This is a genomic window from Nitrosomonas sp. sh817 (assembly GCF_030908545.1).
Classification (GTDB): domain Bacteria; phylum Pseudomonadota; class Gammaproteobacteria; order Burkholderiales; family Nitrosomonadaceae; genus Nitrosomonas.
The window spans coordinates 1,238,049-1,251,633 of the sequence record NZ_CP133083.1 but is presented as its reverse complement, the minus strand read 5'-3'; the positions used below and the strand labels follow the sequence as shown (position 1 = coordinate 1,251,633).

Annotated in this window: 14 protein-coding genes; 7 read left to right on the top strand and 7 right to left on the bottom strand. The window is 45.9% G+C overall.

What is annotated here, in order from left to right; translation table 11 throughout:
* Window positions 1-19 precede the first annotated feature (19 nt).
* Genes dapF through RBH92_RS05915 form a run of 3 tightly spaced genes read right to left on the bottom strand, consistent with a single transcriptional unit; the run spans window position 20 to window position 2,463 of the window.
* Complete coding sequence (gene dapF, locus RBH92_RS05925) at window positions 20-856, bottom strand: diaminopimelate epimerase (RefSeq protein ID WP_307933688.1); 837 nt, start codon at window positions 854-856, stop codon at window positions 20-22.
* A gap of 58 nt (window positions 857-914) precedes the next feature.
* Entirely contained in the window at window positions 915-1,361 is a 447-nt protein-coding gene (locus tag RBH92_RS05920) for a GNAT family N-acetyltransferase (protein WP_307933687.1), read from the bottom strand.
* Between the two features lie 16 nt (window positions 1,362-1,377).
* On the bottom strand, window positions 1,378-2,463 hold the full coding sequence (locus tag RBH92_RS05915) for a D-alanine--D-alanine ligase family protein (protein ID WP_307933686.1): 1,086 nt from the start codon (window positions 2,461-2,463) through the stop codon (window positions 1,378-1,380).
* 364 nt (window positions 2,464-2,827) lie between these two features.
* Between RBH92_RS05915 and RBH92_RS05910 the strand changes: the two genes are divergently transcribed.
* Window positions 2,828-3,733 carry a hypothetical protein gene (locus tag RBH92_RS05910; RefSeq protein ID WP_307933685.1) on the top strand — a complete coding sequence of 302 codons (906 nt, stop codon included), beginning with the start codon at window positions 2,828-2,830 and terminating at the stop codon, window positions 3,731-3,733.
* Between the two features lie 24 nt (window positions 3,734-3,757).
* On the opposite strand, the gene RBH92_RS05905 is transcribed toward RBH92_RS05910, so the two are convergent.
* The 4 genes from RBH92_RS05905 to surE form a co-directional block, all read right to left on the bottom strand.
* Complete coding sequence (locus RBH92_RS05905) at window positions 3,758-4,795, bottom strand: IS630 family transposase (RefSeq protein WP_307931811.1); 1,038 nt, start codon at window positions 4,793-4,795, stop codon at window positions 3,758-3,760.
* Window positions 4,796-5,210: 415 nt separating this feature from the next.
* The gene (locus RBH92_RS05900) at window positions 5,211-6,287 is read right to left on the bottom strand and encodes a peptidoglycan DD-metalloendopeptidase family protein (RefSeq protein ID WP_307933684.1); all 1,077 of its coding nucleotides are present in this window, start codon (window positions 6,285-6,287) and stop codon (window positions 5,211-5,213) included.
* Between the two features lie 31 nt (window positions 6,288-6,318).
* On the bottom strand, window positions 6,319-6,981 hold the full coding sequence (locus RBH92_RS05895) for a protein-L-isoaspartate(D-aspartate) O-methyltransferase (RefSeq protein ID WP_307933683.1): 663 nt from the start codon (window positions 6,979-6,981) through the stop codon (window positions 6,319-6,321).
* A 43-nt stretch (window positions 6,982-7,024) separates the two neighbouring features.
* Window positions 7,025-7,768 (bottom strand): 5'/3'-nucleotidase SurE, encoded by a 744-nt coding sequence (gene surE, locus RBH92_RS05890; RefSeq protein ID WP_307933682.1) that lies wholly within the window; start codon window positions 7,766-7,768, stop codon window positions 7,025-7,027.
* 377 nt (window positions 7,769-8,145) lie between these two features.
* On the opposite strand from surE, the gene RBH92_RS05885 reads away from it, so the two are divergent.
* The 6 genes from RBH92_RS05885 to sufD all read left to right on the top strand — a co-directional run bounded on the left by RBH92_RS05885 (window position 8,146) and on the right by sufD (window position 13,583).
* The gene (locus tag RBH92_RS05885) at window positions 8,146-8,394 is read left to right on the top strand and encodes a hypothetical protein (protein ID WP_307933681.1); all 249 of its coding nucleotides are present in this window, start codon (window positions 8,146-8,148) and stop codon (window positions 8,392-8,394) included.
* Window positions 8,395-8,960: 566 nt separating this feature from the next.
* Window positions 8,961-9,422: a Fe-S cluster assembly transcriptional regulator IscR gene (gene iscR / locus RBH92_RS05880; RefSeq protein WP_292923255.1), complete on the top strand. Its 462-nt coding sequence runs from the start codon at window positions 8,961-8,963 to the stop codon at window positions 9,420-9,422.
* Between the two features lie 188 nt (window positions 9,423-9,610).
* A complete protein-coding gene (locus RBH92_RS05875; RefSeq protein ID WP_307933680.1) occupies window positions 9,611-9,958 on the top strand; it encodes a HesB/IscA family protein in 348 nt (115 codons plus the stop codon).
* Between the two features lie 102 nt (window positions 9,959-10,060).
* Window positions 10,061-11,497, top strand: coding sequence for a Fe-S cluster assembly protein SufB (gene sufB / locus RBH92_RS05870; protein WP_292916281.1), 1,437 nt, complete (start codon window positions 10,061-10,063; stop codon window positions 11,495-11,497).
* Window positions 11,494-12,288, top strand: a complete 795-nt coding sequence (gene sufC, locus RBH92_RS05865) for a Fe-S cluster assembly ATPase SufC (RefSeq protein ID WP_292916280.1) — start codon at window positions 11,494-11,496, stop codon at window positions 12,286-12,288. The genes sufB and sufC overlap by 4 nt, the downstream gene beginning before the upstream one ends.
* A gap of 2 nt (window positions 12,289-12,290) precedes the next feature.
* Window positions 12,291-13,583, top strand: coding sequence for a Fe-S cluster assembly protein SufD (gene sufD, locus RBH92_RS05860; protein ID WP_307933679.1), 1,293 nt, complete (start codon window positions 12,291-12,293; stop codon window positions 13,581-13,583).
* Window positions 13,584-13,585: the final 2 nt, after the last annotated feature.

Below are 13,585 nucleotides of genomic sequence, written 5' to 3'. Positions count from 1 at the left end.
GCGTCCATGCGAGCAATGATTATAACCCTTGCCACGCATAATCGCGCTGCCAGAAATCGACCGGCATGGCCGGTTTCACGTGTGTTGCAGCGGCAAAACCAATTACTTTGCCTTGATACCGCGTTGGTCCGCAAATCGCCAATCCGCCTTTATCTTCCCGGACACGCAAGCTGCCGCCCAGCGAATGGGCGCGAAGCGGCAGTTCCGTTCCAAAAACTTTGGATGCCACATACGCGCTGGCGGCGCTGCCGGTGCCGCAACTCAAGGTGAGGTCTTCAACGCCGACTTCAAAAGTGCGCACGGCAATGCCGTCATCGGTACGCCAGATAAAGTTAACGTTAACACCTTCCGGATGTCCGACATACTCGCACAATGACTTATCTTCCCGCAGTGCTTTACCTAATGCCCTCGCCGGCTCCAAATCGATTTCGGACCCAATCACAACAACATGCGGCACACCGGTATAGGCATAAAAAAGATTCTGATCGATTTGCCGGAAGTCCCGTGCTTCGCCAAGATTCACTTCCACCATTTCTTGCTCGACGACAACTTCCTTCGCGCCGTCGCCGGTAATGATGGTAAACACATCGCTCGCAACATAGTGATCACGGAAATAGCGCGTTGCGCAGCGTAAGCCATTGCCGCACATGGTTTCTTCAGTGCCGTCGCGGTCAAAAATTTTCATTGTCAGCGCGCCCTGTGCGCGATCGACAAACAGAATACCATCGGTATCCTGCTGCATCGCCAACGCCGATGAAATCTGAGAACGATCAAAGCCCTCAAGCGGCGTTTGCATTTCATCGATCACTAAAAAAGAATTGCCGCATCCATCCATCTTTGTCGCTTTGATTCTCATATTGGTATCCTCAAGTTTGTATCGGAAGTTGAAAACATACGGGTCATAAAGTATTGGGTCAGGGATTGAATCCCATTCGTTTGGTCAAGTGCGCCTGCGCCACGCCGGAGATAAATTCGTCTTGCACGATGCCGGTCAGGACAAAACCGTTTTTAAGATAAAAGCGCAAGCTGTCGTTGGCATCGGCATCGGTAATCACGTTTAATATCCTGCCGCCTTGCTTCTGAATTTCAGTGAAAATCGCTTCCACCAGCAGTGTGCCGTAGCCTTTGTTGCGATGATTTTTGTCGATCGCGATTACCACCAGCTGATACGTATTGACTGTCCTTTTGGCAATCACATAACCGACCGGCTCGTCATTTTCTATCGCGCAAAAACCAAAATATTTACCGTTTCCGATACCATCCAGCTCTTCCCGGATATCCGGCTGATACATTGCGCCAATATCCTGCATGGCAATTTTTTCAAGCGCTGGACACATGTCTTTAGTAATCGCAGTAATCATATTTCTAATCGACTCATTAATTTCCAAGTAAGTTATAAACACAATCCTGGTGTGTAATCACACCCTTTTTTGCAGCTTTTGCAAAAGCAGCGGCTGACAATTCTTCCAAAACAGCAGTTTTTCCATCGAACCGGCCGGGGTAGCGTTTTTTGAGCCGTTGAATCGCGGCATCGACAATCAAAGCGATCATGTCATTGTGCGGAATATCGGCATGACGGCACATATTGGTTAAATCGGCTTCGGTAGGATGCAAGCCGGGAATGACATTGGCTTCGAGAAAATATAACCGGCCATCGCGTTCGCGGAAATCCATGCGGTTATAATCACGCACTTCCAGCGATTCATGCGCGGCAATGGCAAGTTTTGCAAAATGGATGGTCTTCTCCCCCCAATCCAGCGTCGTGACATAAGGATTTTCAATGCTTTTAACGTAGGGATCCCGAACCTGAGGTTGTCCGGGGATTTTTGCAAAATCGAATTCCAGGATCGGCAACACATTATTTCCAATGATGCCGATGGTATATTCAAGTCCCGGCAGAAACTCCTCGACTAAGGCCGGCTGATTGAATTGCCGGTAGATATCAGCCACCGCATCGTTGAGCTCCGCGACGCTATGGATTTTACTGTTCTGACTGATTCCGATACTGGTGCCTTCACTGTAGGGTTTCACCATTAGCGGAAACGATAAGTTCCGCAACCGGTCGCCGGGCGTCATCAACTGGAATTTCGCAGTGGGCACACCGTCATATGCGACAATCCGCTTCGCGGTTGCTTTATCCATCTTATTGATGAAGGTTTTCGGGCTGCTGCCGGAATACGGAATATGCAAATGTTCGCAAAAGAACGGCACGATGGCCTCGCGCAATTCCTGTTCGTCCAATCCTTCGGTGTTGTTGAACACCAGATCGATCGTATCTTTCCTTTTCTCCAACTGATGATAAATATCCGGCCCGACATCGATCAGCTCGACTTCGGCACCGGCTCGTTCCAATGCTGCGGTAATCGCAGCGATGGTTGACGGGCTTTCAAACTCACCATACCGCGGATCTTCCATGTCTAGCTTTCTGACATTGCAGGTATAAGCGATATTGAGTTTATTCATAGTCAAACTGCCGCAGCGTCCATCAACGTGATGTTTTTAGAAGTGATGCGCTTACTTTGCGTCCGGTCAATTGAAGCTCGTACAGTCATACATTTCTTGGAATCGGGTAAAAGGTTGCCTAATAACGATGGCCACGTGGAATGGTTTACAAAGACAAGCTAATAGCTAATAGCTTGATCGGTTGGAATCATTTCGTTATCGAACTTCCGCTGCTCGAAGTTTGCGGACAGCGTGCTGCTCTTAACGTAATTGATTCCGGACTGTGACAAAAATCACAGCAGTCTGAAGCCAGGTTGGCAGTAGAATATCGGCACAGAAAAATACCCCGGCAATACCGGCTTCCACCCATATCCGAGGAGAATTCATGATGCATTACCGGCCGCAATCTATCGTTGCGATGCTTGCAATCACGATGATTATCGGTTGCAGCACCGATAGCAGCCTTAAAACAAACACGCCCGGAACGGGAGATCATCAATCGACCAATTCCGGATCTACAAAAAATGGTGAACCTATGAAATTTTCTCCAAATCCACCTGAAGGCTGGCTCTGGTCGCACGATATCAATCCGAAACGCATCGACGATGCTGAACTTCCGGAAATGCACCAAGTCCGGCTCTCAGTTTATGGCAGCAACGACGACCGGCGTTTCGCCGCCATCATTTACCGGGTTGCAGGCATTGAGAGTATTTTTTTACCGGAACTTACCGCCGCTGAGCTTGATACGAAAATCGCCGCTAGCGGCGCGCGGCCAGTGTCAGTCACTGCGTGTGAAGTCAACGGTGAGATACGTTTCACGCTGGTGCTGCACAAAGGCCCGGGGCCCAAGTCGGATGTCCGTGTCGATCTCGATGAAACAGCCTTGAAACAATCGGCAACCGATTCAAATCGCATCGCCGACTTCGCCGTCTATACGGTTAACGATGTCCGCAAATACGCGGCGATCGTCGAAGAACGCCCCGGACCTTCGATGGTGTTCACGCATTTAACCGCCAAAGAACTGGATAAGCAATTGCGCAAGCATGATGTCACGCCGGTTCGGATTCGCGGCTATTATGCAGGCGATACGCGATACTTTTCGGCCGTCGCAGAGCGGTTGAATGCCGGTGAATGGAACTGGTACGACGAAATTAACGCGGACAAGGTTGCCAGCAAACTTGATTCCAATCATGGTTACCCCTTTGATCTGGACGCGTACCGCCAACCGGGCACCGAGTATGGCGTTCATTACACGGTCGTCATGTATCGCGATCGCGATGATTACTATTGATCCGGCCAGATGAAGTTTGAAGTTTCAAGCGGCATATTTGACCCTCGGATCTTGAAAGAAGCTTTTGACCCGTTCGGGTGATTGTTCAAGTTTAACCATGTGTTCGGTGGCAGCGAGTTTGAGTTTGGCCTTGGTGCGCACCGGCACTTTCGTCCCGATGGCATGCTTGAGGTCGGCATTGAGGCGTTCCTCCGGATTCAGTTCCGGGCTATAGCTGGGCAGGTAGAACAGCTCGATTTTGTCTTGTCGTTCAGCGACCCATGCCTTGACCTGTTTGCTGTGATGAACCCGCAGATTGTCGAGAATCAAGAATACCTTCTTCCCGGCATCCTTGATCAGCGCTTCGAGGAATTCGATCAGCCTGTCGGCGTTGAAGGCCTCGTCGATAATCATCCAGCGTGTTTTGCCCTGATTCGTCACTGCGGCAATCATCGATAGCTTCTGTCGCGTACCACCAGCCGCGTAGGTGACTGGCGTCTTGCCTGCCGGAGCATAGCAACGACCGCGCACATCGGTATTGACCAAGGCGGTTTCATCGCCCCAGTGAATCTCGCCGCCTTCCGCCTTGGCGCGCTTCTCAATTTCCGGGTATTGCTCGTTGAGCCAGGCTTGTACGGCTTCAGGCCGCTGCTCATAGGCCTTCTTGATCGGCTTCTGGGGAGTGAAACCCCAACGTGACAGATAGTTGCCTACGCCGCGCACCGACAGCTTGATGCTGTACTCCCGCTCTATCAGTTGCATGACCGCCGCCCGATTCCACAGCGCAAATTCCATCTTCAGTTGCTCCGGACGCTTGTCACAAATGATCTTGCGGATGGCTTGTTCCTGCTCCTCTGTCAGTGACCGCCCTTGACCAGTACGCTTGCCTCGCATCCCTGGCTTCAGGGCGGAAAATCCGCCTTCTTCATACCGATCTATCGCAAACCGAACTGTCGGATACGAAAGCCCACTGAGCTCAACAATTTGCATCACGCCGTAGCCCTTGCGATGCAACCGCACCACTTGCTTGCGCCGTTCATGCAGTTGCTCCAGCGTCGAATATCTTGCGTCGTCTTTTTCCATTTCAACAAGATGGGGGGCGATTCATAAATTTCAAGTATTATTGTGCCGAGTCAATAGGGAAGCGCTGATTAATTTAGCAAACGAGATGAGGCACGAGGCGCACAGAACGCAGCAATCGAGACATATCAACAAGATGAGCGAGGATGCGAGTACCGCGTAACGAAGTGATTCGTTCGTGCAGTCAATTAATCAGCGTTCCCTATATGGCAGATACTGCATCGCTGTTATCAGCGCCATGGCATCAGCCGGCTACCGGATGTGAAAGACGATAAGCCGGTGAAGAAGAAGTTTAAAAACGACAACCCTAGAAATCGCATCACATGCAGATTTGAGTTCGCCATGTCTTCCACCGGTTCATCGCTTAGACCGCCGTGATCGCTTTCTCTATCGAACCTATGACTCTTTATTACTGATATCAATCGGTTGTTGATTTTTCAGGGCTAGCTAAATATTCTAACGGATCAACGGGTTTACCGTTCTTGCGTATTTCAAAATGCAATTGAGTCGTGTCCGTATCGGTATTCCCCATTTCGGCGATCTTCTGGCCTTTCACCACCGCTTCGCCTTCTTTGACCAGGAGCTTGCTATTGTGAGCATATGCGCTCAGATAGGTATTATCATGTTTAATAATGATTAAATTTCCGTAACCTCGCAGGCCATGGCCGCTATAAACCACTTCCCCGGCAGCCGAAGCAAGAACCGGTTGCCCTGTTTGCCCTGAGATCTTTACACCTTTGGAGTTTTTTGAAAAAGACGCCAGTAGTTTTCCATTTGTCGGCCATATCCAATTAGTTGCATCAGAATCATATGCTTTGTCTGACTTTAGCGTTTCGGGAGATGGCGGCGCCATCTCTATTTTTGCATTGCTCCCTGTTGCCACGGCAGCTGCAACAGGTGGCGGTGCCATCGCCGGTGGATTATTGGCTGGATATTGCAGCCGGGCTACATTTTGTTCCGAATAAGGTAATTTAAACGCTTTAGGGCTTGTTTTTATCTTATGAGTATCCGCAACCTCCGGAGGATTTTCTGCATGAGAAATCGGCACAGGCTCGGTTGAAACTGCAGCCGGCTCTATAGTCGTCGTAACAGGTTGTTGAGGAAGCGCAAACAATACTGGCTGAGATCCCTTTTCTGGCATGGACAACCGGATTTTCTGACCCGGTTGAAGCGATCTCGGATCAACGATTTCGTTCCATTCCACCAATTTTTTGTAATCAATGCCATGCTTAAGCGCAATGCCATATAGCGTATCGCCTCTTTGAACAGTATACATCTGACCGTCCATAGCAGCAGGTTCGGTGGGTCTCAATGGTCCGGATGAATTAATTTTCTCACGGTCGACAACCGGAACCGGGGGTTGGGTGGTGCTACATCCAGCCAGAAACAAGCCAGTAACAAACAGTAAATGAAACTGCAATGAAATTCGCTTTCCTAACGAAGGAATAAATCTGAGAACACAATTACAAGTATCGAAATTGATTGGATTATTCATTACATTTTCTCATTTAGATATTCCCGCGCTACTACTTTTTGATGACTCCAGCCAGCAGAGGTACAAAATTGACTTCTTCAAGTACAGTTTCGGTAAAACCTTGCGGGGTGCGTTCTATAACGCAAAGATTTTGCTTCTGCGTTCCTTTTGGAAAAACCATGCGGCCGCCAACCTCTAATTGATCGAGTAGTGAAGCTGGAACATGCGTTGTAACCGCCGTCATGATAATACCATCGAACGGCCCTGCTTCAGCCAACCCCAGTAACCCATCCGCATGTTTTAGATAAATATTTCGAACCTGCAGTTCTTGTAAACGAATTCGTGTCCGAGTTAGAAGCGGCCCGATACGCTCGATTGAATATACTTTCTGCGCTATTTGTGCCAGTACAGCGGTTTGATAACCGCACCCAGTGCCTATTTCTAAAACTTTTCCTAAATTGGAATCCGCCCTCAGTAACTCGGTCATCCGAGCAACAATCCAAGGGCTAGAAATGGTTTGTCCATAATTGATTGGTAAGGCAACGTCTTCATAAGCCCTGCTTGCCAGAGCTTCTTCAACAAAAATATGACGAGGGATCGTACCCATTACCGATAATACCACTTCATCAGTAATTCCTTGTGCACGCAAACGCTCAATCATGCGCATGCGTGTACGCTGAGAGGTCATACCAATTCCAGAATGACGAACATTCACCTATCAGCACCTATAAAAATTATTATCCTAATATAACAGGCACTTAACTATTTAGCCATTTTGTTATCAGACTCATTTGATCATAATGAGTAAGATCAATCTGCAAAGGAGTTATCGAAACCCGGTTATGTTGTACTGCATAAAAATCCGTACCTTTTCCGGCATCCTGCGCAGGACCTGCCGCTCCCACCCAGTATAGAATTTCACCACGAGGGTTTTGTGATTTAATCACGGGTTCCGCTTTATGCCGCCGTCCTAGCCGGGTAATTTCAATTCCCTGAAGTTGTTGGTATTCGATATCAGGCACATTGATATTTAATAAGATGGGGCTTTGGATTTCATTTTCACTAAAGCGTTTTACCATATCGGCTGCGACGCGTGCAGCTGTCATATAGTTACCGTGCGAAGCACTCACCAAAGATACCGCCAGTGAGGGGATTCCGAGTAAGAAACCTTCTGTTGCAGCAGCAACCGTGCCAGAATAAATGGTGTCGTCTCCCATGTTGGCGCCATGATTTACCCCGGATACAATCATATCGGGCATCACTTCCAGCATCCCCGTCACTGCCAGATGCACACAATCAGTTGGGGTGCCATTGACATAATAAAAACCATTATGGGATTTGTGAAGACTAAGTGGGCGATCTAAAGTTAAGGAATTGCTTGAGCCGCTACGATCCCTTTCTGGTGCCACGACGATGACCTCAGCAATTCTTGAGAGTGACTCAGCAAGACAGGCTAAGCCAGGAGCAAAATAACCGTCATCGTTACTGAGCAATATGCGCATCTTAGGAGTTTATAATTGCAACCAGAAAATCAAACGGAATATCCCTACTCATCATGTTATGTACAAATCATATCGGCAAGTGTTTTACAAACGGCCGGGGCGAGAGGATTCGAATCTCCAGCCACTTGCACTCCACGCAATTCATTTCATGTTTCACATCATTCCAGAAAAATCCGCACCGCATCATAATATTATTATTTTTATTATAGAGTTATGAATTTTTTAGCTCCAAGTCGTTTCAAGAAATTTTACCTATTACCACTAATTCTGTGTACATACCCCATATATACAGAATTAACGCATAAATAATATTATACAGTTCTTTTCCAGTAAAAAACCTTTTTGCAGAATGCCGCTCAATGACAAACTTCTGAAAAATGTCAAATCATCAACCAAGCGTTATGAAATTGCAGACTCAGATGGGCTTAGTGTCCGATTTTCGCCGGATAGCAGCCTCACTTTTCAGTATCGATTTCGCATTATTGAAAAACAGTTCCGAGTGGATTCTGGCGCATACCTTGACAATTTCACTTACCGAAGCGCCCGAGCTTCACCGTTTAGCAAGAAATGAGGCAGCACTTGGTAACAATCCTATAGAAGAAAAAGGAACGCACACTTTTGGATAAACCAGTCGCCGGCCTCGTTGACGAATTCATGACGAAAGAGATTCGCGGGCGCCTTAAGCGAAAACAACTTGGATATGCTGATTTAATACTTTAGAAGCAAAATTGTTCCCGCGTTTATCCATCAAAGGTAAAAGATGCATCGCGCCGTAACATTAATAAACAACCCCGCGGCAAGATCAGGGGGGTGTTTATTCCGGCATGAAGCTTAATGGCACCTTTTGTGAATGAAAGCCTGTCCATGAAAATGCGGACAGGCAGAGGTCTAGGGTAGATGCACCCAGGAAACACAGCGGATTCTTAAAACAAAACTGGTAACCGGATGCCATCCTTTGGCAACGGCTTAGCAATTTCCCGGCCAGTGCTTCATACAAAGCTATATGGTTTATCTTCGTTAATACAAGACAAGTTTGAGCGCGCCAGTTTTGCACCATCTAGAAATCCATCTCGGTTTATACGAAAGATAGTTGACTAAATTAATCGGGTATTGTATAGTTGAGTAAATCAATCGGGTATTTGTAAAAAAGCAACATTATCTTTAACCCGTTCGTTTTTTATAGGAGCCAATCATGAGATTAACAACAAAAGGTAGATTTGCAGTTACAGCACTGCTAGACCTAGCTTTGCAGCAAAGCAATCATCCGGTGACCTTGGCAGACATCAGTCAACGTCAAAAAATTTCACTGTCCTATCTTGAGCAGTTATTTGCAAAATTGCGGCAATCCGAGTTGGTCGACAGTGTTCGCGGACCTGGTGGCGGTTATTGCCTCGCAAAGGATTTAGATAAAGTTTCTGTCGCGGATATTATTCTCGCTGTTGATGAACCTATCGACGCAACACAGTGCGGCGGCAAAGAGAATTGCCATAATGATGGAAAGTGCATGACGCATGACCTATGGGCAAAATTGAACGATCTGATTTTTGAATATCTTGGTGCCGTAACGCTAAAAGAATTGGTTGACAATCAAATCAATCAACAAAACGGATCGATTGTGCCGCTCCTTGATATGCGCGAATCTACTGCGGCGTAAACAATAAAGTGTTTTAAGTTATTGATTTATTAATACTCACAAAAATTCTCTAATAAATAACTACCGAACGAATTAATTCTATTAATGTCGAATTTGGATTGTCCTTTCAGTGCTGACTGGATGATCTAAGAGATAATATGAAAATTCAGTGATATTGTTTAGAGAGTTAAATTTATTGGATAAATCATATGGCAATTACATTAACTGATGATGCCGCAAAGCATATTCAGCAACAACTTGCGAAGCGTGGTAAGGGGTTGGCTTTTCGCATCGGAGTAAAAAAATCAGGGTGTTCCGGTTTTTCTTACACTTTCGATTATGCTGATCAAATTAACCCGGATGATCAATTGTTCGAATCCAACAACATCAGGGTTGTTGTCGATCGTATAAGTCTTCCATACATTGATGGCTCTCATATTGACTTTACGAAAGACGGTCTCAACAGTGTTTTTAAGTTTATCAATCCAAACATTGATAATACCTGCGGGTGTGGAGATAGTTTCAGCATTAAAGAATCAAACGCAATTACCTTATAATTAAAAATAAGATTTTTCTTTTTATTGGAAAATCACAAAAACTATCTGGCAATTCACACTTTCTTTTGAAAGTATGAATTAGAAAATAAAGGAAGAAACCAAATGAGTGCAGTACTGCAAAGTCTGGTTAATCAACCATATAAGCATGGCTTCGTTACCGAAATTGAATCCGATGTTGCCCCCAAAGGGTTAAACGAAGATATTATCCGGTTAATTTCGGCCAAAAAAAATGAACCGGAATGGCTTCTAACATTCCGACTGGAAGCTTATAAAACATGGCTGACAATGACCGAGCCTAAATGGCAGAATGTCCATTATCCATCGATCGATTTTCAGGATATCAGCTATTATTCGGCTCCCAAGCCTAAAAAAAAGCTATCCAGCATGGATGAAGTGGATCCTGAGTTACTGAGAACGTTCGAGAAACTCGGCGTACCGATGCATGAACGTGCCGCATTGGCGGGCGTCGCAGTCGATGTAATCTTCGACAGCGTATCGGTCGCAACCACCTACAAACAGAAGCTTGCTGATGTTGGCATTATTTTTTGTTCCATATCGGAAGCCGTACATAATCATCCCGAATTAATCCAGAAATACCTTGGATCGGTTGTTCCCGTCGGAGATAACTACTTTGCCGCATTAAATTCTGCGGTATTTACGGATGGCTCATTTTGTTTTATCCCGAAAGGTGTGAAATGCCCGATGGATCTATCAACCTATTTCCGTATAAATACCGAAGGATCCGGGCAATTTGAACGCACCTTAATCATTGCAGAAGAAGGTGCATCCGTTTCATATCTTGAAGGTTGCACCGCACCCAGATTCGATACCAACCAATTGCATGCCGCAGTGGTTGAACTCATTGCTTTGGATGATGCAGATATCAAATATTCAACGGTGCAAAACTGGTATGCAGGCGACGAAAACGGAGTTGGTGGCATATACAATTTCGTCACTAAACGTGGGCTGGCTAAAGGCAGGAATTCCCGGATATCTTGGACTCAAGTTGAAACAGGTTCCGCGATCACATGGAAATATCCTTCCTGCATCCTGCGTGGAGACAACTCTGTAGGCGAATTCTATTCAGTAGCTGTTACAAACAATTATCAGCAGGCTGATACGGGGACAAAAATGATACATCTCGGTAAAAATACTCGTAGCACGATAGTTAGCAAAGGTATTTCAGCCGGTCACTCAAATAGCAGCTATCGCGGCCTGGTAAGAATCTCTCCGACTGCGGAAGGTGCGCGGAACTACTCGCAGTGCGATTCTATGCTGATAGGCGACCAATGCGGCGCTCATACATTTCCGTATATTCAAGTACACAACAATACTGCCAAAGTAGAACATGAAGCCTCAACATCAAAAATAGGTGAAGATCAGCTTTTTTACTTTTCCCAACGTGGTATTGACGCGGAAGAAGCCGTCTCGATGATTATTAATGGCTTCTGCAAAGACGTGTTTCAACAATTGCCAATGGAATTTGCTGTTGAAGCGACGAAACTTCTCAGCTTTAAACTGGAAGGAAGTGTAGGATGATTGTTAGTAATAGTAAAACCATTCTTGCTGTACAGGGGTTGCACGCCAGCATCAATGGCAAGGAAATTCTGAAAGGAATTGATCTGACAGTTAAACGCGGTGAAATCCATGCCATTATGGGATTAAATGGCTCTGGCAAAAGCACCTTCGCGAAAGTACTGGCCGGTCATTCAGCTTATGAGATAACAGCGGGCTCCATCCAATTTGAAAACAAAAACTTACTTGATTTACCTCCCGAGGAGCGAGCGCATGCCGGATTGTTTTTAGCATTCCAGTATCCCGTTGAAATCCCTGGCGTTGCGAATATACAATTTCTGCGCCTTGCGTATAACACCATTCAATCCCAACGTGGAAAAGAAGAACTCGATCCGCTCGAGTTTGATGATTTCGTTCGAGAAAAAATGAAATTATTAAATATGAAGCCGGATTTTCTGGATCGCAGTGTAAATGAAGGTTTCTCAGGTGGTGAAAAAAAACGGAATGAAATCTTGCAAATGGCTTTGCTAGAGCCTCGGCTAAGCATTCTGGATGAAATGGATTCCGGACTAGATATTGATGCGCTCAAAACGGTGGCTAACGGCGTAAATCAAATTATGAATAAAGATAATGCCACCATTTTAGTCACGCATTATCAACGCCTATTAGATTATATTGTGCCGGACTTTGTCCATGTAATGCATGCTGGCCGTATCGTTTTGACGGGAGGAAAAGAGCTGGCGCTGGAATTAGAAACACGAGGTTACGATTGGGTAATCAATCATAGCGAATCCACAAACAAGGTAACTGCCTGATCATGGTTATTAATACTGACTATCTTGAACGCTCTCTGGAATCATGGCCCTTCACAAATACAAAACCATCGTCGTGGCTTAATCAATTGCGTGCCAATGCAATCGATCAAGCCAGTATGCTGAGATTACCCACCAAACGCGACGAAGAGTGGCGATTCACTGATATCTCCGCGTTAACTCATCTCCCTTTCCGGCCTTCGCAACCTGAGAATATTATCCATATAGGGGATGTTGAGCATTTGTTCCTAAAGGAAGCAAAAATCCGTTTGGTATTTATTGACGGGTATTTTTCTTCCAGTCTGTCAATTTTTGATCCGACTTCATTGACGGTTGGCAATTTACCGATGTTTTTATCTTCAAACTCTGCATATTTGGAATCTCATCTCGGCAGGCTTGCCAAATATGAAGATAATGTATTTACAGCGTTAAACACAGCTTTTCTCAGTGACGCAGCAGTCGTTTCAATTCCAAAAAATGCCACCGTTCGAGACCCTATTCATTTATTGTTTATCGCCACTCAAAATGAAGTGACAAGTTACCCGCGCTGCCTCCTGGTTTGCGAAGAAGGTAGCAATATTACTCTCGTAGAAGAATACATTGCTCATAACAACGCGAAATATATTACCAATTCTGTGAGTGAATTTTTTCTTGCACCGCATGCAAATGTGAAGCATATCAGGATTCAGCGCGAGAATCTGGAAGCTTTCCATTTAGCTAACTGCGCGGTTTCACTGGATCGCGCAAGTCAGTATCAATCAATCAGTATTTCAACAGGCGCCCGGATTTCCCGCTATAACCAGAATGTTTTTTTAAATGATGAGGCAGCGGAATGTACAATTGATGGACTCACCATGATTTCTAATCAGCAACTCGCCGATACACATTCATGCATCGATCACATCAAGCCTCATGGAACGAGCTATCAACAACATAAATGCATTGTTAATGAAAAAGCGCACGCCGTCTTTAATGGAAGAATCGTTGTCCGCCCTCATGCTCAGCAAACCAACTCTTCGCAATCCAGCCGCAATCTCTTGCTTAGTAAGACCGCGCAAGTCAATACCAAACCGCAGCTGGAAATTTTCGCAAACGATGTGAAATGCGCCCATGGCGCAACGGTCGGTCAATTGGATGAAGAAGAATTGTTTTACTTGGAAAGCCGCGGCTTATCGCCCGCCACGGCACGTAGTTTATTGACATATGCTTTTGGTGCAGAGATTATCAATCGCATTCCGGTAACGTCACTCCGGCAGCGACTGGAGCACGCCATCCTCACTCAAGAATCAAAGTCATGAAA